The 19,189-nt window shown below is 71.2% G+C and carries 14 protein-coding genes; 13 read left to right on the top strand and 1 reads right to left on the bottom strand.

Features of this window, described 5'->3' with window-relative positions; translation table 11 throughout:
* The first annotated feature begins 76 nt into the window (after positions 1–76).
* The 8 genes from ACXJY8_RS08925 to ACXJY8_RS08890 all read left to right on the top strand — a co-directional run bounded on the left by ACXJY8_RS08925 (position 77) and on the right by ACXJY8_RS08890 (position 12,865).
* Positions 77–4,492 (top strand): polysaccharide deacetylase family protein, encoded by a 4,416-nt coding sequence (locus ACXJY8_RS08925; protein ID WP_463778923.1) that lies wholly within the window; start codon positions 77–79, stop codon positions 4,490–4,492.
* 390 nt (positions 4,493–4,882) lie between these two features.
* A complete protein-coding gene (locus ACXJY8_RS08920; RefSeq protein WP_463778921.1) occupies positions 4,883–5,662 on the top strand; it encodes a response regulator transcription factor in 780 nt (259 codons plus the stop codon).
* A 266-nt stretch (positions 5,663–5,928) separates the two neighbouring features.
* Complete coding sequence (locus ACXJY8_RS08915) at positions 5,929–6,894, top strand: hypothetical protein (protein WP_463778919.1); 966 nt, start codon at positions 5,929–5,931, stop codon at positions 6,892–6,894.
* The gene (locus tag ACXJY8_RS08910; protein WP_463778917.1) at positions 6,891–7,823 is read left to right on the top strand and encodes a hypothetical protein; all 933 of its coding nucleotides are present in this window, start codon (positions 6,891–6,893) and stop codon (positions 7,821–7,823) included. Before ACXJY8_RS08915 ends, ACXJY8_RS08910 begins: the two co-directional genes overlap by 4 nt.
* Positions 7,820–9,367 (top strand): GT4 family glycosyltransferase PelF, encoded by a 1,548-nt coding sequence (gene pelF / locus ACXJY8_RS08905; RefSeq protein WP_463778914.1) that lies wholly within the window; start codon positions 7,820–7,822, stop codon positions 9,365–9,367. The genes ACXJY8_RS08910 and pelF overlap by 4 nt, the downstream gene beginning before the upstream one ends.
* The gene (gene pelG, locus ACXJY8_RS08900) at positions 9,355–10,824 is read left to right on the top strand and encodes an exopolysaccharide Pel transporter PelG (protein ID WP_463778912.1); all 1,470 of its coding nucleotides are present in this window, start codon (positions 9,355–9,357) and stop codon (positions 10,822–10,824) included. Before pelF ends, pelG begins: the two co-directional genes overlap by 13 nt.
* A gap of 1 nt (position 10,825) precedes the next feature.
* Positions 10,826–11,722: a glycoside hydrolase family 191 protein gene (locus tag ACXJY8_RS08895; RefSeq protein ID WP_463778909.1), complete on the top strand. Its 897-nt coding sequence runs from the start codon at positions 10,826–10,828 to the stop codon at positions 11,720–11,722.
* Between the two features lie 129 nt (positions 11,723–11,851).
* Entirely contained in the window at positions 11,852–12,865 is a 1,014-nt protein-coding gene (locus tag ACXJY8_RS08890) for a GDP-mannose 4,6-dehydratase (RefSeq protein ID WP_463778906.1), read from the top strand.
* On the opposite strand, the gene ACXJY8_RS08885 is transcribed toward ACXJY8_RS08890, so the two are convergent.
* Complete coding sequence (locus ACXJY8_RS08885) at positions 12,858–13,421, bottom strand: thioesterase family protein (protein ID WP_463778902.1); 564 nt, start codon at positions 13,419–13,421, stop codon at positions 12,858–12,860. The genes ACXJY8_RS08890 and ACXJY8_RS08885 overlap by 8 nt on opposite strands.
* Positions 13,422–13,659: 238 nt before the next feature.
* Between ACXJY8_RS08885 and ACXJY8_RS08880 the strand changes: the two genes are divergently transcribed.
* The 5 genes from ACXJY8_RS08880 to ACXJY8_RS08860 all read left to right on the top strand — a co-directional run bounded on the left by ACXJY8_RS08880 (position 13,660) and on the right by ACXJY8_RS08860 (position 19,188).
* Entirely contained in the window at positions 13,660–14,361 is a 702-nt protein-coding gene (locus tag ACXJY8_RS08880; RefSeq protein ID WP_463778900.1) for a trypsin-like serine protease, read from the top strand.
* 153 nt (positions 14,362–14,514) lie between these two features.
* A complete protein-coding gene (locus tag ACXJY8_RS08875; RefSeq protein WP_463778897.1) occupies positions 14,515–15,423 on the top strand; it encodes a LysR substrate-binding domain-containing protein in 909 nt (302 codons plus the stop codon).
* 137 nt (positions 15,424–15,560) lie between these two features.
* On the top strand, positions 15,561–16,754 hold the full coding sequence (locus ACXJY8_RS08870; RefSeq protein WP_463778894.1) for a CaiB/BaiF CoA transferase family protein: 1,194 nt from the start codon (positions 15,561–15,563) through the stop codon (positions 16,752–16,754).
* On the top strand, positions 16,751–17,719 hold the full coding sequence (locus ACXJY8_RS08865; protein WP_463778891.1) for a hydroxymethylglutaryl-CoA lyase: 969 nt from the start codon (positions 16,751–16,753) through the stop codon (positions 17,717–17,719). The genes ACXJY8_RS08870 and ACXJY8_RS08865 overlap by 4 nt, the downstream gene beginning before the upstream one ends.
* A 146-nt stretch (positions 17,720–17,865) precedes the next feature.
* Positions 17,866–19,188 (top strand): MFS transporter, encoded by a 1,323-nt coding sequence (locus ACXJY8_RS08860; protein ID WP_463778889.1) that lies wholly within the window; start codon positions 17,866–17,868, stop codon positions 19,186–19,188.
* The last annotated feature ends 1 nt before the right edge of the window (position 19,189 follow it).

Raw genomic sequence — 19,189 nt, 5'->3', positions numbered from 1 at the left:
GAGCCGATGCCGAAGGCTCCGCCTCCACGAGGGACGCTCTGCCGGCCGGGACCGGACAGGAGGGAGGAAGTTCGACATGGTGATCGACGGCAATCTCAACGACTGGACCGAGGCCGACCGCCTGGACACGGTGCAGACGGGCAATCCGGCCTGGCAGGTCTTCGGCAAGGTCGATAACGGGCAGTTCCTGTTCGCCCTGCGCTCGCTGAACGGCGTCGCGATCGGTGCCGGAACCACGTTCTGGCTCAACACCGACCGCAACGCCGCGACGGGCTACCAGATCTTCGGCGCGACCGGCGGGGCCGAGTACAACGTGAACGTCTTCACCGACGGCAAGCCGTATCTCTACACGGGAGCGGACGGACAGACCTTCGTCTCGGGTCCGGTGAGCCACGCCTACGGCGCCGGCAACCAGACCCTCGAGATCTCCGTGCCCATCGCGGCGGTCGGCGCCACGGCCAATGCCACCGACGTCCTCATCGATGTGAACAACACCGTGTTCCTGCCCGGCAACTACGCCGCGGGCGGCTACACCGTCTCGGCGCCGGCCACCTCCCAGCCGAGCCCGACCGTCGGCCCGCTCACCCTCGACGGCAAGCTGTCCGACTGGACGAGCGCGGACCGGATCGACCTCCCGGGCGCCCGCCAGGCCGGCTACGAACTCTACGGCCGCTACGTCGGCGACACCTACGTGGTCGCGATCTCGTCCGCCGTGGCCATCGGCGCCGGGACCACGGTCTGGCTGAACACCGACCGCAACGCGGCGACGGGCTATCAGGTCTTCGGCAATCAGGTCGGGGCGGAATACAACATCAATTTAGGCAACAACCTGGCGCCCGCCCTCTATACGGGCGCTGCCGGCCAGAGCCTCGTCGGCCAGGTCGGCTACGGGACCTCGAGCGACCACAAGATCGTCGAGATCGCGATCCCGAAATCGGCGCTGGCGAACGCACCGCGGGCGATCGACCTGCAGCTCGACATCAACGACCAGCTCTTCCTGCCGAACGACTTCGGGTCCTACCGCTACACGATCAAGGACCCCGGCTCGCTGCCGCCCGTCGCGAATCACGGGATCAAGGTCGGCATCGTCTACTCGGCGTCGAGCGCCAAGACCTATTTCAGCGAGACGGCCTACGCGCAGCTGTTCATGGCGGCCCAGAACCAGGCCGCGATGGCCGGCGTGCCGTTCGATCTCCTGACCGAGAACGACCTGACCGACATCGCCAAGATCGCGCAATACAAGTCTCTGATCTTCCCCTCCATGAGCAGCGTCGCCCTCGACAAGCTCCCGGCGATCCAGGACACGCTCACCGATGCCGTCTACCGTTACGGCGTCGGGCTGGTCACCGCCGGCAACTTCATGACCAACGACGCGGCCGGCAACCTGCTGCCGGGCGACCCCTACGCCACCATGAAGAGCCTGCTGGGGCTGACCCGCGAGGGCGGCGCCGCCCTCGGTGCCGTCAGCGTGACGGCCGCGTCGACGACCAATCCGGTGATGGCGGGCTATACGGCCGGCGAGACGATCCGCGACTATGCCGGCCTGGCGACCTCCTGGTTCCGGGCCGTCGACGGCACCGCCACGGTCCTGGCGAACCAGACCGCCGGCGGGGCGAGCCACGGCGCGGTCCTGGCGACCCAGACGGGGGGCCGGAACGTCCACTTCGCCAACGAGAACCTGCTCGCCGACAACAACATGCTCGGCCACGCCCTCGACTGGTCGGCCGGCCTGTCGAACGGTCCCTCCGTCAGCCTGCAGATGAGCCGGCAATCGGCCCTGGTCGCATCGCGCACGGACATGGACCAGTCGCAGCAATTCTACGACGTCAGCCCCGAGGGCGGGGGCCAGGGGATCTACGACAAGCTCCTGCCCATCCTGACCCAGTGGAAGGCGGCCTACGACTTCGTCGGGTCCTACTACGTCAACATCGGCAACGCCGCGCCCGATCAGACCACGGACTGGGCCAAGTCCCTGCCGTATTACCGCCAGATCCTGGCGCTGGGGAACGAGATCGGAACGCATTCCTACACGCATCCCGAGAACACGAACCTCCTCACGCCGGCGCAGATCCAGTTCGAGTTCGAGCAGTCGAAACTCGTCCTGCAGGACAAGCTCGGCATCCCGATCACCGGTGCCGCGGTTCCGGGCGCGGCCGAGACCCTCGCGACCGCGCGGCTGATCAATCCCTACTTCTCCTACATCAGCGGAGGCGCCTCCCTGGTCGGCGCGGGCTATCCGGGCGCGATCGGCTACCTGTCGCCGGGCGACAAGAACGCGGTCTACATCGCGCCCGACACCTCCTTCGACTTCACCCTGGTGGGCTTCCAGGGCAAGACGGCGGCCGAGGCGTCGGCGGCCTGGGCCGCGGAATGGGCGGCCCTGAAATCCCATGCCGACCTGCCCGTGGTGGTCTGGCCCTGGCACGATTACGGGCCGACCGTCTGGCAGACCGACCCGCCGGCCGTGCCCGGCTACACGGCCCAGATGTTCACGACCTTCATCCAGACCGCCTATCAGGCCGGTTCGGAATTCGTGACCCTGAACGACCTCGCGCAGCGGGTGGCGGCCTTCGACGCGTCGACGCTGGACTTCGCGTTCAACGCGGCGAGCAACGTCATCACGGCGACCGTGGGGTCGGCCGCCGCCGGCAAGTTCGCCCTGGACCTCGACGGCGCCGCGGGCATCCGCAGCGTCGCCAACTGGTACGCCTACGACGCGGACAGCGTCTTCGTCGCCCGGACGGGCGGGACCTTCACCATCAACCTGGGGGCGGTGCCCGACGACGTCACCCACATCACCGCGCTGCCGTCCCGGTCCGACCTGATCTCCGTCACCGGGGACGGCACGAACCTCAAGTTCTCGGTGGTCGGGGAGGGGAAGGTCGTCATCGACCTCGTGGATCCCGCCGGGCGCACGCCACAGGTCACCGGCGCGACCGTCGTCGGCCTCGTCGGCGACAAGCTCGAACTCGCCCTCGTCGGAACCGGCACGCACGACGTCACGGTCGGCCTCGCCGGCACGGTGGCGGGCCTCGTCCTCACGGGCGGGCCCGGCGACGACGTTCTGACCGGGGGCGCGGGTCCCGATACCCTGAACGGCGGCGCGGGCAACGACACCCTCGACGGCGGCCTCGGCGCCGACAGCATGACCGGCGGCTCCGGCAACGACACGTTCCTCGTCGACGACGCGGGCGACCGGGTCATCGAGGCCGCCGGCGGCGGGACCGACCTCGTGAAGACGACCCTGGCCACGTATGTCCTGCCCGCGAACATCGAGAACCTGACCTTCACGGGACCCGGCGATGCCTCCGGAACCGGCAACGCCCTGGCCAACGCCATCACGGGGGGCGTCGGCAACGACCTCCTCGACGGCGGCCTCGGCGCCGACACCCTGACGGGCGGCGGCGGCAACGACGTCTACGTCGTCGACAATGTCGCGGACCGCGTGATCGAGGCGGCGGGCGGCGGCATCGACCTGGTGCGCAGCTCGGTCAGCTACGTGCTCCCGGCGGAGGTCGAGGCTCTGATCCTCACCGGCACCGCCAACCTGAACGGGACCGGCAACGCCCTCGACAACACGCTCACCGGCAATGCCGGGGCCAACATCCTCAACGGCGGGGCCGGAGCGGATACGATGAGCGGCGGAGCCGGCGGCGACACCTACGTCGTCGATCATCCGGGGGACATCGTCGTCGAGGCGGCCGGAGCCGGTGCCGACACGGTGCAGACGACCCTGGCGAGCTACACCCTCACGGACAACGTGGAGACCCTGACCTTCCTGGGAACGGGGTCCTTCACCGGCACCGGCAACGCCCTGGCGAACAACATCCTGGGCGGAAGCGGCAACGACCTCCTCGACGGCGGCATCGACGCTCTGGCCGACCGGCTCGTCGGAGGCCTCGGCGACGATACCTACATCGTCCGGATCGGCGATTCCGTCGTGGAGGCGGCGGGCGGCGGCACCGATACCGTGAGGACCGACCTCGCCGGCTACACCCTGCAGATCAACGTGGAGAACCTGATCTACACGGGCAGCAGTGCCTTCACCGCCGCCGGCAACGCCCTGAACAACGTCATCGTCGGCGGAGGCGGCGACGACCGCATCTCCGGCCTCGACGGCGCCGACCGCCTGGAGGGCGGCGGCGGACGCGACACCCTCACGGGCGGACTCGGCGCCGACATCTTCCTCTTCGACGCGCCGAACCGCACGAGCACCGATCGCGTGATGGATTTCTCCGCCGCGCAGGGCGACAAGCTCGCGGTCCGCGGCTCCGATTACGGGCTGAGCGCCGGTCCGCTCCCGGTGGACTGGCTCGAGACCGTCTCCACGACGGCCGGCCAGGCCACGAAGGCGCATGCGGAGTTCCTGTTCAACAGCGCGTCCCAGACGCTGTTCTGGGACCCCGACGGCGCGGGCGCGGGCGCCGCGATCTCGGTGGCGACCTTCGCCACGCGGGTGGCGCTGAACCAGACCGATTTCATGATCGTGTAGGACGCGGTCGACCGGGCCCTGCCGCGCCGATCCGGCGGGCAGGGCTTGGGCCGTGGGTCTCGGGCCGTGGGACTCGGGCCGTGGGACTCGGGCCGTGGGACTCGGGGGAATCGGGCAGAGGCCCTGGCTGCGCCCTGACAAGGTTTCGATCCGACCATCGAAGTCGGATTCCGACCCGAGACAGACGATCAATTCGAAGATTCAGGACTCCTCCAATCCAGAAAGCATACGACTTTTATCAAAAGTGAATATCCTGCTATCTATTAAGTAATCGCTTGTAATTCATTATTGCTCACGGTAATTGATCAAATTGTCGCGCTACGTGTCTTCGAGCTCCGGGGCGGCGAGCGAGTCGGGCGCACCACGATGATCGCAAGGGGAGGCTACGCAATGTCACTCGTCGCAATCGAATCCGGCATTTCAGTTGCGAGGGATGACGAATCGACCATCGTCATCATCGACCCTCGAATCCTGTTCCGGGAGAGCCTGATCTCCCAGATCCAGAAGAATGCCGGCACCGCCCAGGTTCTGGGTTTCTGCACCGTCGGCCACTGGCAGAAGGCGGCCAAGGAGCGGCCGTCGGCCTCGGCCATCGTCATCGCGGCGACCCACCGGAGCATCGCGCAGATGGAGAGCGAGCTGGACACCCTCGCCAGCGTCAGCCCGGGGGTTCCGGTCGTCCTCCTGTCGGAGATCGAGGATTACCACCAGGTCACGGAGGCCATGCGGCGCGGCCTCAGCGGCTTCATCCCGATGACGAGTTCCGTCAAGGTCGCCCAGAGCGCGATCGCGCTGGTGCTGGCGGGCGGCTGCTTCGTCCCGTCCGGGATCGTCTGCACGCCCCCCGCGCGTCCGGCCGCGGAGGCGCGGGGACGCGGGTCGGTCCGGCTGACGGAGCGGGAGGCGGCCGTGCTCGGCGTCCTGCAGATCGGCAAGCCGAACAAGGTGATCGCCTACGAGCTCAACATGTGCACCAACACGGTGAAGGTGCATGTGCGCAACATCATGAAGAAGCTGCAGGCCAAGAACCGCACCGAACTCGCCTATCTCGTCAACACCAAGGGCGTGGTGTCCTGGGCGCCCCATCTCGGCGGGGCCTGGTTCCATGCCCGGCCCTCCGCCGATCACGCGGCGGCCGCGCAGTCCCTGTCCGCCGGGCACAACGCCTGACGCACGACCTCGCGTCCCGAGAGATCCCTGACCGAAGCCGCGCCCGAAACGCCGGGCGCGGCTTCGTCCGTTCGGGCGAAGACATCTTCGGACACCAGTAATACGGAAGCATGACCGCCCGGATCTGCCGGTAATCCGAGATCGCTAGTCTCGGGGATATTCCGCGCAGACCGAATTCCTGCTCTGCTCGCGTTGTTTTACAGAGTTCGCGGCAGGCCGGCGATCCGCCTCGATGCCCCGCCGCGACGGCTTCGGGGGAGCATGCCGTGACGGCTGCAGCGGCGGATGAGAGCGGCACTTCGGACCGGGACCGGTCCGGCCCGCTGCTGGGATGGCGGCGCTACGGTCCGGAGGCGATCGGGCTTGTCCTCCTCCTGGTCCTGGCCGACCATCTCTTCTTCGACGGCAGCCGCTACGACTGGATGACGCCGCGGCCGTTCTGGATTCCCGTGGTCCTGATCTCGGCGCAGTACGGTCTCGCGGGCGGCGTCTTCGCCACGCTGGCGGCGACCCTGGCCCTCTACAGCGCCGCGCTGCCCTCGCAGCTCGCGACGCAGGATTACTACGCCTATTCGCGCCAGATCGTCGCCGAACCGACGGCGTGGCTGGCCTGCGCCCTGGTCCTCGGCGGATTGCGCAGCCTCCACATCTTCCACGCGGCCGAGTTGCGCCAGCAGCGCGACGACGCCCTCCTCGAAGCCGATGGTCTCGGCCGCGGCCTGTCCGCCGCGATGGCGGAGATCGGTCGCCTGGAGCTCCGGTTCGCCGCCGAGACCCGCACCCTCGGCGCCGTGGGCAGGGCCTTCGCCTGCCTGGACGCCCGCGACGGCGTACACCTCGTCACCAGTCTCGCGGAGGTCGGCCGCCGGATCGTGGGCGCTTCCCGGCTCACGGTCTATGCCTGCACGCCGCAGGGCCTGTCCCCCCTGGCCACGGTCGGGGAGGGCGGACCGCGCGACCGGAAGACGGCACCGGTGGTGGACGCGACCATGGCCGAGGCCGTCGCGCAGGCGCCGGACCGGATCTGGCGCCGGGACCGCGCGATCGACGCCCGCCGGCTGCCGTCCGGCGCGGTGCTCGCCGTCTCCATTCCCGGCCAGGCCGCCCCCGGCCCGCGCGGCCTCCTCCTGGTGGAGGGGCTGCTGACCAACCAGACCATCGCCGAGGCCGCACCGCGGGCTCAGGAGATGGCGGTGGCCATGGGCGGCCTGATGGCGGGGACGGACCGATGATGATCGACATCCCCGATCCCCTCGTCGCCACGGTCGCCGCGCGACCCCGGACCGGTTGGGAGGGCGGCCTGCGCCTGCGCCCGTCCCCCGCCGCGGTCACCCTCGCGGCGGCGCTCGGCGAGGTCGCCCTGGCCGGCGCACTCGTCCGGGATCTGGCCGGCCCGGCCGTCGTCCTCCTCGGCCACGTCGCCCTCTGCCTGCTCGTCGGGCTGCGCGCCGTCCAGGCCGACCAGCCGCCCGGCGAGGCGGCGCGGCTCGCCCATCTCACCCTCTGGGTCTTCGTCGCCGGCCCCTTCGGCACCCTCCTGGCGATCGGCCTGGCGCTCCCCGACCTCGCGGCGGTGCGCCTGCGACCGGTGCAGGCCTTCGGGACCTGGGTCGAGGCGGAGGGCCGGCTCGACGTTCGGACCGCCTGCAGCCGCCTCGCCGGCGACCTGCGCGACAGGCGCCTGCGGATCGGCGATGCGAGCGCGGTCGTCGCCCTGGCAGACGTCATGGCCACCGGCGGAAAGGAGGCCAAGTTCGAGGCGCTGGCGATCGTCGGCCGGCGCTTCGACCCCCGCCTCAGCCACGTGATCCGCGCCGCCCTCCAGGATTCGGATGCCTCGGTGCGCGTCCTGGCCTCGACGGTCCTCGCCAAGCTCCAGACCCGGTTCACCCGGGACCTCATCGCCCTGGAGGCCGCCGCCACCGGGGCTCCGGGAACGGCCGCCCCCTGGATCGCCCTCGCGCAGGCCAGGCTGGCCTATGCCGGATCTGGCCTGACCGAGCCGCTCCAGGCCCTCACCGAGATCGCCGCCGCCCGCGTCGCCGCGGGCCAAGCCCTGGCGGCCGAGCCGGCGAACGGCGCGGTACGGGCGCTCCTGGCCGCGATCGAGGCCGCCGGCGGCGTCCCGGGCGAGACGGCGAGCGGGGAGGGCGCGGCGTGAGCGCGCCGTCGCCCCCGGCCGCCCCGCCCCCGGCCCCGTCGGACGTCTGCCTGCTCGTGGAGGGGGGGTACCCGTATCTCCTCGGCGGCGTCTCGTCCTGGACCGACAGCTACATCCGGAGCTTGCCCGACAAGCGCTTCAGCCTCGTGGCCTTCACGATCTCAAGCCAGGACCGCACCCCGAAATTCGACCTGCCCCCGAACGTCGAGCGCATCGTCGACGTCTCGATCGATGCCTGCCCGCCGGGACGCCTGCCGCTCCTGCGCGGGCGGGACCGGATCGCGCCGATGATCCGGGACCTGCGCGCCGTTCTCACCGATGGCGGGGGGCAGGCCTGGGCCCGCTGCGTGCGGGATCTCGACCGCTGCGCGTTCGGGCAGCGCGCCCTGCTCGATTCGCGTATCGCCTGGACCGCCCTCGAGCGGATCTACGAGGCGATGCTGCCGGGGGCGCCCTTCGTCGACTTCTTCTGGACCTGGCGCTTCCTGGCCCGCAGCCTCATCGCGGTCGCCACGGCGCCGATCCCGCCGGCCCGGGTCTATCATGCCCTCTCGACGGGCTATCCGGGCCTGTTCGGGGCCCGGGCCAAGACGCTGACGGGCCGGCCCTTCGTGGTGACCGAGCACGGCATCTACACGAACGAGCGCCGGATCGAGCTCTCCATCGCCGATTGGATCCACGAGTCGGGCGCCGGGGGATTCGACGCGACCGGTGCCGCCCCCGAGTTGCGCCGGGTCTGGCTCGACGCCTTCAACGCCATGGCGCGCATCACCTACGAGTCCGCCGACCGGATCACGACGCAGTTCCGCACCAACCAGCTCTACCAGATCGAGGACGGGGCACCGGAGGCGAAGCTGTGCGCGATCCCCAACGGCATCCGCCTCGACCAGTTCGCCGACATCCCGCCCGGCCCGCAGCCGCGCCGCCCGACCGTGCTGCTCGTCGGGCGCCTCGTGCCGATCAAGGACATCCGCACCTTCATCCAGGCCGCCGGCCTGCTGCGCCGCCAGGTGCCCGACGTCGATGCGCTCATCATCGGGCCCGACGACGAGGACCCGGCCTACGCGGCCGAGTGCCGGGACCTGGTGCGCCAGCTCGGCCTGCAGGACACCGTCCGCTTCCTCGGGCGCGTCCGCGACGTGAAGGCCTTCTACGGACAGGCGGACGTCGTCGCCCTCACCAGCATCAGCGAGGCGCAGCCCCTGGCGATCCTCGAGGCCGGGGCCGCCGGCGTGCCCGCCGTGGCCACGGATGTGGGCTCCTGCCGCGAGATCCTGGAGGGGCCGGACGGCCCCGGCTCCGACACGGTGGGCGGGTTCGTGGTGCGCGCCTGCGATCCGCAGGCGACGGCCGATGCCCTGGCGCGCATCCTGCGCGACCCCGTGTTGCGGGCGCGCATGGGCCGCAGCCTCCGGGCGCGCATCCGAGCCGTGTTCGACCAGGACCGCGTGATCGGCCTCTACGACGCGCTCTACGCCTCCCTCGACCCGCCGCCCGCACCCGACCGCGTTCCGGAGACCGGGAGGATGCCATGGCCGGCCTAGGCTTCGCCCTCGAGCGCATGACGCAGGGCCGCTCCCTGACCAGCACCGCCGGCGCCTACGTCTACGCGGCCCTGCTGGTGGCCGGCCCCTGGATCTTCACCGTGCTGGCGATCGGCGGCATCGACCTCGCCGCCTGCCCCTCCGGCGACTGCCCCGGCCTGTCGCTCTTCCGCTCGGTCATCATCTACAACGCCCTGATCTCGGCGATCCTGACCGGGCCCATCGCCTTCGTCTGCACGCGCTTCGTCTCGGACCGGATCTGGCTGAAGCGCGACGAGAGCGTGACCTACGCGTTCGTGGCCGCCCAGGGGCTGTTCGCCGGCCTCGCCCTCGTCGTCGCCGGGCCGCTCTACCTGCTTGCGGCGGACCTGCCCGGCCCCGATACCCTGGCCGGCCTGCAGAACCTGATGCTGATGGGGGCGGCCTGGCTCCTGATTCCCTTCATGGGAGCGATCCGGAGCTACGTCGTCGTCGCCGTGGCCTTCGGTGCGGGCGCGGCCATCATGGTCGCCCTCATCGCGATCGACCCGAGCAGCGAGCCGCTGCGCCTCCTCACGGCCTTCAACATCGGCCTGACGGTCATCGACCTCGTCCTCGCCCGCCGCCTGCTGCAGGAATACGGGCTGGGACTGGTCCCCGACGCCGCCCTGGCGCGGACCCTGCGCACGCACTGGGACCTGCCGCTGATCGGGCTCACCTGCGCCCTCGGACTCTGGGTCGACAAGCTGATCATGTGGTTCGCCGCCCCGGTCGGCGTGACCACGGCCGGGGGCGCCTTCCGGACCATGCCGAACTACGACACGCCGATGTTCTGGGCGCAGCTCGCCTCGATCCCCATCCTGGCGGTGTTCTTCGTCCACGTGGAGACCAACTTCTTCCGCCTGAGCCGCGCCTTCTACGGCAGCCTCGCCCACGGGGTGAGCCGACGCGACCTCGCGGAGATGCAGGCGCGCCTGTCGCGCTTCGTCATGGCCAAGCTGTTCGGCCTGTTCGTCGCCCTGGCGGCCGTCGCCCTCATCGCCATCCTGGTCTCCTACGTGGCGATCGAACCGCTCGGCCTGCGCGCGAGCCAGATGGGCATCCTCCGGGCGGCCCTGGTGGGGATGGTGTTCCAGACCAGCTCCTCGTTCTGCTTCATCTTCCTCCTGTACTTCGACCTGCGCCGGCACGCCCTCGCGGTCTCGGCGACGTATTGCGTCCTGAACGGGACGCTGACCGCGGCGCTCCTGCCCCTGGGCTTCCCCTTCTTCGGCTACGGCAACCTGCTCGCCTCGGCCCTCACCTTCCTGCTCGCGGTGCTGATCCTCGCCCACGAGCTGCCCTGGCTGCACTTCCACGCCTTCATCACCAACAACACCTCCCTCGACGCCTCCCGGCGACCGGCCGAGTGCCCGGATCGCCCGGATCGCCCAGGTCGCCGGGGCTTCCGGCTCAGGAGCAGGTCGCGCGATGGCTGACATGTCCGGACGACGCCTCCTGCGCCGCAGCGTCCTGCGCCTGCTCGCCGGCCTCGGGGCCGCCGGGCTCGTCCTCGACCGGCCGGCCCGTGCGCGCGACCGGCTTCGACACCCCCACCTCGCCTGGACGCTGTTCTACGGGGAGGACCTCGACGCGGCCGAATTCGAGGGCTTCGACCTCGTCGTGCTCGATCCCGGGTTCAAGGGCCCGCTCGCGCCGATGCGAGCCCTCGGCACCGAGGTGCTGGGCTATCTCAGCCTCGGGGAGATCAAGCGGACGAGCCCGCTCTTCGCGCGGATCGACGATCCGGATCTCCTCCTCGGCGAGAACCCGAACTGGCCCGACACCCTGCTGTGCGACGTGCGCCGGCCGGCCTGGCGCTCCCTCATCCTCGACGTCGCGGTGCCGGCCCTCCTGGAGCGGGGGTTCTCCGGGCTGTTCTTCGACACCCTCGACACCCCGCCCCATCTCGAGCAGACGGACCCCGGGCGCTATGCCGGCATGCGGCTCGCCGCCATCGACCTCGTCCGCACGATCCGCCGGCGCCATCCCGACCGGATGCTGCTGATGAACCGCGGCTACGCCCTGCTGCCCGAGCTGGTCGGGGAGGTCGACGGCGTCGTCGCCGAGAGCCTGCTGACGACCTACGACGCGCCGGCGAGCGGCTACCGCTGGACGGAGCCGGGCGAGCTCGACCCGCACCTGCAGGCCCTGCGTCCCCTGGCCGAGGCGGAGCCGCCGGTGCCGATCCTCAGCCTCGACTACTGGGACGCCGAGGACAGCGCGACGATCGCCGGGATCTACGCCCGGGAGCGTGCCCTCGGCCACCGTCCCTACGTGGCGCAGGTCCTGCTCGACCGGGTGCTGCGCGAACCGCTGGCCAGCGCGCAGCGCTGATCGCCGTCCGCACCCAAGAACCGCCCGGGCCCCAAATCTTTCTAATACCTTTGTGTCGATTGCATCGACCATGACTATGCGCTGAACTACTCGAAACTGTGCTTCGAAAGAACCAGCGGGGAGCATGACATGGGTGAGCATGACATGAACGGCACATCGTGGCGGGCAAAGCGGGTCGCGGTGACCGGCGCCGGCGGATTCATCGGCAGTCACCTCGTGGACGCCCTCGTCCGGTCCGGCGCGGAGGTCACCGCGATCGTGCGCTACAATTCCGGTGCCCGGATCGGCAACCTCGAGTTCCTCGACCCCGAGGTGCGGGCGGCGATGACGGTGGCGTTCGGCAACATCGAGGACAGCGACTTCATCTACCAGACCCTCGAGGGCATGGACGTCGTCCTGCACCTCGGCGCCCTGATCGCGATCCCGTATTCCTACGAGGCGCCGCGCAGCTACGTCCGCGCCAATATCGAGGGCACCCTGAACGTGCTCCAGGCCGGTCGCCGCAGCGCCGTCGGGCGGATCGTCCACACCAGCACCTCGGAGGTCTACGGCACGGCCCTGCGCGCGCCCATCGACGAGACCCATCCGCTCCAGGGCCAGTCGCCCTATTCCGCCTCCAAGATCGCCGCCGACCAGCTCGCCGAGAGCTACGGCCGCTCCTTCGAGCTGCCGGTGGTGACCCTGCGGCCCTTCAACACCTACGGACCGCGCCAGAGCGCGCGCGCCTTCATCCCGACCATCATCTCGCAGGCCTTCGCCCGGGACGAGATCCGCCTCGGCTCGCTCACCCCGGAGCGCGACATGACCTACGTCTCCGACACGGTGGCGGGCTTCCTCGCGGCCGGCTCGCAGCCGGGGATCGAGGGCATGACGATCAATCTCGGCACCGGCGAGACCTACTCGGTCGGCTGGTTCGCCCACCGCATCCTCGAGCTGATGGGCGTCGACAAGCCGATCGTCACGGAAGCGCAGCGGATGCGGCCGGAGCAGAGCGAGGTGCTCAAGCTGATCTCCGACAACGGCCTCGCGCGCCGCGCCATGGGCTGGAGGCCCCGGATGTCCATCGACGACGGCCTCTGCCGGATGATCGATTTCGTGCGCTCGAACCCCGGCTTCTACGCCACCGACCGCTACGTCACCTGATCCGGGCGCCGGCCGCGGCGGTCGTGTCGCGTAGTGCACGCTCCGCGGCGAGGAAGGCCTCGACCGCCTCGGGCATCGGCGGCGCCTCGGCCTCGACACCGATCGCCGCGAGCATGGTCCGCACCGGCACGTAGCTGCGCCGCCGGCGGTCGTAGAGACCCGCCTGGACCAGACCGATGGCCGCCACGGCACCGGTCTCCCGGATGACCAGGCGGTGCTCGATGACGAAGCGGGCCTCGTCCCAATGGGCCAGCCGGGTCTCCAGGTCGAAGGCCTGGAACGGCCGGAGTTCGCGGCGGAAGCGGATCTGGCCGGCACTGACCACCGGGGTCCAGCGCTGGCGCAGCACGGAGCGCCACAGGCCCGAGCCGAGCATGAGGTCGGTGCGGCCGAGATCCATCAGGGTCCAGTAGCGGCCGTTGTTCATGTGCAGCGACGTGTCGAGGTCGTGGGGCCAGACCCGGAAGCCGAGGCGCGAGACGCCGAAGGGCAGGGCGAGCGGCCGCCGCCGCCACGCGGTCGCCAGGAGCCAGAGAAGGCGCAGCCAGAGATTCATGGGGATCCTGCTCGGGGCCCTGGACCGGGCGATCGGCGCCGCCCGGATTGGCAGAACCCCGGCGCCCGCGCCAGCCTCCGGCGCGACCGGATGGACGCCGCCCCCGTCGGGCCCTCCCGAGACGGGCGCTGCTATGACGCAACCGGGACGCGGCGGACGCTCTCCCCGGCCCCTCCGCCGGCCCCTATGCTCGGCCGGGGGTCGACATCGTTCCGCAGCAACGCGTTCCGGGGCATCCATGCGTCCACGCCGGTCTCGTCACATCCTCTCGCGTCACAGCCTCGCGGCGCTCGCCCTCGTCGCCGAGACGGGCGCCGCCCTCGCCATCAACGGCGGTGCCCCGGCCGGGCGCAACCGGATCAGCCGGGCCGCCGTCGGCATCGGCACCCTGGTCGGCGGCGAGGACGCGATCGGCCTGAACCGCTGCTCCGGCGTGCTCATCGCCCCGGACCTCGTCCTCACCGCGGGCCATTGCGTGCGGGGCAACCCGGTCGCCTCGGCGGTCGTCCTCTACGAGGGCGCCCGCCCGGGCACGCGGACCTACCGGGTCGCGGCCCTCGCCCGCTACGACAGCGTTCCGGACGACCTGCCCTCCGAGTATTCCGGCCTGCTGGCCCTGTCCCTCGACACCGCCGTCCTGCGCCTCGCCAACCCGGTGCGCGGGCGCGAGCCGCTCCGGCTCGGCCGGGCCACCGCCCCCCAGGCGCTGACCCTCACCGGGGCGGGGCTGTCGCGCCAGGGGGTCGGCTTTCTCAGGACGACCCGCCTCGACCCGGTGCTGCGCACCACGACGGGCCTCCTCATCGCGGTCGCCCGCGGCGGGGCGGAGGTCTGCACGGGGGATTCCGGCGGCCCCGTGGTCGCCGACGGCCCCGGCGGCCCGGTGGTCTGGGGCGTCGCCAGCGCCGTCCTGACCTCCCGGCCCCCGTGGGGCGGGTAGTCGTGGTCGCGCCGGCGATCCCGAACCTGTAGCCGTCGCCGACCCGGCGCCGAAAGCCGGCGCCGGGCTGGTCCGCTGCGTTCTCCGGCGCTGTAGTCTCGCCGGAGCCCCGGGCGCGACGCGCGCCGGTCGGGGCCGGTGAGAGGGATGGACATGCTGGCCCCGACGCTCCTGCGGCGCCTCGATCCGACGACGCTGCGCCTGTTCGTGGCGATGTGCGAGGACGGCACCCTGACCCAGGCCGCCCGGCGGGCGGCGATCGCGCCGTCCGCCGTCAGCAAGCGCCTGGTCGAGCTGGAGCAGAGCCTCGGCGTCCAGCTGATGACGCGCCAGGCCCGGGGCATGGTGATGACCCCGGCCGGGGAGACCCTGCTCCATCACGCCCGGCGCATGCTGCACGACGTCGAGCAGATCGTGGTGGAGCTCGCCGAGCACGCCAAGGGCGTGCGAGGCATCGTGCGGATGTTCGCCAACCTGTCGGCCATCGTGCAGTTCCTGCCCGAGGACCTGCGCGCCTTCCTGGCGCGGCAGGAGGCCATCAAGATCAGCCTGGAGGAGCGCCCGAGCGGCGGCGTGGTCTCCGGCGTCGAGGCGGGCCTGGCCGAGCTCGGCATCTGTTCCGGGAGCATCCCGGCCCGGGACCTGCACAGCGTGCTCTACCGCCGGGACAGCCTCGTCGTGGTGATGCGGCACGATCACCCCCTGGCGGACCGGAGCACGCTCGCCTTCCGGGAGACCCTCGACCACGACTTCGTCGGGCTCCACGCCGAGAGCTCGATCTATGCCAGCGTCCGCGGCGAGGCCCAGAGCATCGGCCGCCCCTTGCGCCTGCGCGTCCACGTGCCGGGCTTCGACGCCGTCCTGCGCATGGCCCAGGCTGATATGGGGCTCGGCGTGGTGCCCCTCGGGGTCTTCGCCCTCCTGGGGAGCGCCATGGACCTGGCGGCGATCCCCCTCACCGACCCGTGGGCGCAGCGCGAACTGCGCATCGTCACCCGCCCCGGCGAACTCTCCCCGGCGGCGAATCTCCTCGTCGCCAGCCTCACCGCCGACGCGGCCTGAACGCCGCGCAGCGTTCTCCGAACGCGAACGGTCATGGCCGAAAGACGGTTGGCCTCCCCCCGTCCCGGGCGGGTATCGAGGGGACAAGAAGACGATCCAAGAAGACCATCGCCGATCGAACACCGGAGGAATCGTTCATGGCCGGACCGCTCGCCGGAATCCGCGTTCTCGAACTCGGACAGCTGATCGCCGCCCCCTTCGCCGCCCGCCTGATGGCGGAGTTCGGCGCCGAGGTGATCAAGGTCGAGGCACCGGGGGAGGGCGATCCCCTGCGCAAGTGGCGCAAGCTGCACGAGGGCACCTCCCTCTGGTGGTATCTCCAGTCCCGCAACAAGAAGTCCATCGCCGTCGACCTGAAGTCGCCGGAAGGCGCCGCGGTCGTGCGCGCCCTGGCCACCAGCGCCGACGTGGTCATCGAGAACTTCCGGCCCGGCGGCCTGGAGAAGCTCGGGCTCGGCTGGGAGGACCTCTCCGCCCTCAACCCCAACCTCGTCATGGTCCGCATCTCCGGCTACGGCCAGACCGGGCCCTACCGGGACCGGCCGGGCTTCGGCGCCATCGGCGAGGCGATGGGCGGCCTGCGCTTCACCACCGGCCACCCGGACAGCCCGCCGGCCCGCGTCGGCGTCAGCATCGGCGACACCCTGGCCTCCCTGCACGGCGTCATCGGGGCGCTGATGTCGCTGCTCCACGTCAAGACCGCCGGCGGCAAGGGCCAGGTCATCGACGTCTCCCTGGTGGAGAGCGTCTTCAACGTGATGGAAAGCCTCGTCCCCGAATACGACCTCCTCGGCGAGGTCCGGACCCGGACGGGCGGCGCCCTGCCGGGTATCACGCCCTCGAACACCTACCCGACCCAGGATGGCGGCTACGTCGTCATCGCGGGCAACAGCGACCCGATCTTCCGGCGCCTGATGCAGGCGATCGGCCGGCCCGACCTCGCCGACGACCCGGCCCTGCGCAGCAACGACGGCCGCTCGGCCCAGGCCGCGATGCTCGACGCGGCCATCGCGGACTGGTCGGGCGCGCGCAGCATCGCCGAGGCCCTGGCGACCCTCGAGGCGGCGCAGGTCCCCGCCGGGCGGATCTACTCGGTGGCCGACATCGTCGCCGACCCGCATTACCAGGCCCGCGACATGATCCTGCCGACCGAGCTGCCCGGCGGCACGGGGGTGAAGATGCCCGGCATCGTGCCCAAGCTCTCGGGCACGCCCGGGGAGGTGCGCTGGTCCGGCCCGGCGCTCGGCGCCCATACCGACGCCGTACTGGCGGATCTCGGCTACGACGCCGCGGCGATCGCGGCCCTGCGGACCACGGGAGCGGTGGCATGAGCAGTGACTTGAGCGGCAGCGGGACCGGAACCCTGGGCGAGGAAGCGCCCCTGATCGTCCAGGAGGTCGCGCCCCGCGACGGCCTGCAGATCGAGCCCGCCTTCGTCGAGACCGCCGACAAGGTCGCGCTGATCGACGCGCTCTCGGCGGCGGGCTTCAGCCGGATCGAGGCGACCTCGTTCGTCTCGCCCAAGGCCGTCCCGGCCCTGCGCGACGCCGCCGAGGTGCTGGCCCGGATCACCCGGCGCCCGGGCACACTCTACGTCGCCCTGGTGCCGAACCTGAAGGGCGCCGAGCGGGCGCTGGCGGCCCGCGCCGACGAGCTCAACCTCGTCATGTCGGCGAGCGAGACCCACAACCGCGCCAATATGGGCCTGACCCGCGAGGCCTCCCTCGACGCCTTCGCCCGCATCGTCGCGGCGGCCGGCGGCACCGGGGTGCGCCTCAACGCGACGGTGGCCACCGCCTTCGGCTGCCCCTTCGAGGGCGGCCAGCCACCGGAGCGGGTGCTGGGGATCGTCGAGCGCTACCGCGCCCTCGGGATCGACGGCATCACGCTGGCCGACACCACCGGCATGGCCAATCCGCGCCAGGTCGGCGACCTCGTGGCCCGCGCCCTCCGGCTCGTGCCGGCGGAGGCGCTGACGCTCCATTTCCACAACACCCGCGGCCTCGGCCTCGCCAACGTCCTGGCGGCGCGGGTGGCCGGCGCCCGGCGCTTCGACGCGGCCCTCGGCGGCCTCGGCGGCTGCCCCTTCGCCCCGGGCGCCACCGGCAACATCTGCACCGAGGACCTCGTGAGCATGGCCCACGAGATGGGCATCCCCACCGGCCTCGACCTCGACGGGCTGATCGCCCTGTCGCGCCGCCTGCCCGCCCTCGTCGGCCATCCGATCCCGGGGCAGGTGGCCCAGGCCGGGCGCCCCGGCGACCTCCACCCGCCGCCGCCCGGGATCGCGGCCTGACGCACGGCATCGGCGCGGAGTCGCGTGCGCACGCAACTCCGCCTCAAACACCCGGACAGACCGAAACGCCGACACCAACCGAACGTGCGAGACCGCCCGGGCACAAGGGCGGCGCGCTCATCGAGACGCCTCCAGGGAGAGACACCATGACCCTCGCCGCCCCGGCCGCCCTCGGCGCGCCCGCAGACACCCGCGAAGCCGCCACCTACCGGAAGATCGCCTGGCGGCTGATGCCGCTGATCATGGTCTGCTACCTGTTCGCCTTCTTCGACCGCATCAACATCAGCTTCGCCAAGTTCCAGCTCCAGAGCGACCTCGGCTTCAGCAACACCGCCTACGGCCTCGGCGCGAGCCTGTTCGTGGTCGGCTACGTCATCTTCGAGGTGCCCTCGAACCTGATCCTGTACCGGGTCGGCGCCCGGCGCTGGATCGCCCGGATCATGATCTCCTGGGGGCTCGCCACCGCCGCCATGGTGTTCATCACCCAGGAATGGCACTTCTACGCCCTGCGCTTCCTCATCGGCGCCATGGAGGCGGGCTTCGCCCCCGGCATCCTCTACTACCTGACCCTGTGGTTCCCGGCCTCGCGCCGCGGGCGCATCACCTCGATGCTGTTCGTGGCCTCGGCCTTCTCGGGCATCGTCGGCGCCCCGGTCTCGGGGCTGATCCTGAGCGGCCTCAACGGCGTGGCGGGGCTGGCCGGCTGGCAATGGCTGTTCCTTGCCGGCGGCCTGCCCTGCCTGCTCCTCGGCGCCCTGGTGATGCGCCGCTTCGACGACCGCGTCACCGATGCCCGCTGGCTCACCGATTTGGAAAAGGCCCTGGTGGCGAGCCAGATCGCCGAGGCCAATCGCGGGATCGGCGACCATTCGCTCCTCGGCGCCATCCGCAGCCCCGGATTCCTCAAGGTCGGGCTGATCTACTTCCTGCTCCAGATCGGCTCCTACGGCCTCAACTTCTGGGGGCCCGACCTGATCCGGACCGCGAGCGGCGCCAGCACCGGCATGGTCGGGCTGCTGGCGGCTTTGCCCTACATCTGCGGGGCGATCAGCATGGTGGTGATCGGACGCCTCTCGGACGCCTCCGGCAACCGGCCGAAATTCGTCGCCGGCCTCGCCATCGCGGCGGCCCTGGGCTTCTTCGCCGCCGGCCTGTTCGACCGGCAGATCGTGCCGCTGATGCTGGCCCTCTGCCTCGTCGGCACCGGGATCGTCGCCTCGATCCCGACCTTCTGGACCCTGCCGCCCAAGCTCGTCACCGGGGTCGGCGCCGCCGGCGGCATCGCCCTCATCAACACCCTCGGGCAGTTCGGCGGCATCGTCAGCCCGGTGATGGTGGGCTGGGTCAAGGACCTGACCGGATCGACCACCCCGGCCATCTGGGTGATCGCCGCCCTGTGCCTGACGGCCGCCGCCATCAGCCTGTTCGCCCTGCCGGCCCAGCTGCGCCGCAGCGACCGGGTCGCCTGAC

The sequence above is a fragment of the Methylobacterium sp. TK31 genome, assembly GCF_055361545.1.
This window is presented reverse-complemented; position numbering and strand designations above follow the sequence as displayed.

Bases quoted from the DNA above. Each gene is read 5' to 3' on its own strand.
- ACXJY8_RS08925 (WP_463778923.1), top strand. From the start codon at position 77: ATGGTGATCGACGGCAATCTCAACGACTGGACCGAGGCCGACCGCCTG.
- ACXJY8_RS08920 (WP_463778921.1), top strand. From the start codon at position 4,883: ATGTCACTCGTCGCAATCGAATCCGGCATTTCAGTTGCGAGGGATGAC.
- ACXJY8_RS08910 (WP_463778917.1), top strand. From the start codon at position 6,891: ATGATGATCGACATCCCCGATCCCCTCGTCGCCACGGTCGCCGCGCGA.
- pelG (WP_463778912.1), top strand. From the start codon at position 9,355: ATGGCCGGCCTAGGCTTCGCCCTCGAGCGCATGACGCAGGGCCGCTCC.
- ACXJY8_RS08895 (WP_463778909.1), top strand. From the start codon at position 10,826: ATGTCCGGACGACGCCTCCTGCGCCGCAGCGTCCTGCGCCTGCTCGCC.
- ACXJY8_RS08890 (WP_463778906.1), top strand. From the start codon at position 11,852: ATGGGTGAGCATGACATGAACGGCACATCGTGGCGGGCAAAGCGGGTC.
- ACXJY8_RS08885 (WP_463778902.1), bottom strand. From the start codon at position 13,421: ATGAATCTCTGGCTGCGCCTTCTCTGGCTCCTGGCGACCGCGTGGCGG.
- ACXJY8_RS08880 (WP_463778900.1), top strand. From the start codon at position 13,660: ATGCGTCCACGCCGGTCTCGTCACATCCTCTCGCGTCACAGCCTCGCG.
- ACXJY8_RS08875 (WP_463778897.1), top strand. From the start codon at position 14,515: ATGCTGGCCCCGACGCTCCTGCGGCGCCTCGATCCGACGACGCTGCGC.
- ACXJY8_RS08870 (WP_463778894.1), top strand. From the start codon at position 15,561: ATGGCCGGACCGCTCGCCGGAATCCGCGTTCTCGAACTCGGACAGCTG.
- ACXJY8_RS08865 (WP_463778891.1), top strand. From the start codon at position 16,751: ATGAGCAGTGACTTGAGCGGCAGCGGGACCGGAACCCTGGGCGAGGAA.
- ACXJY8_RS08860 (WP_463778889.1), top strand. From the start codon at position 17,866: ATGACCCTCGCCGCCCCGGCCGCCCTCGGCGCGCCCGCAGACACCCGC.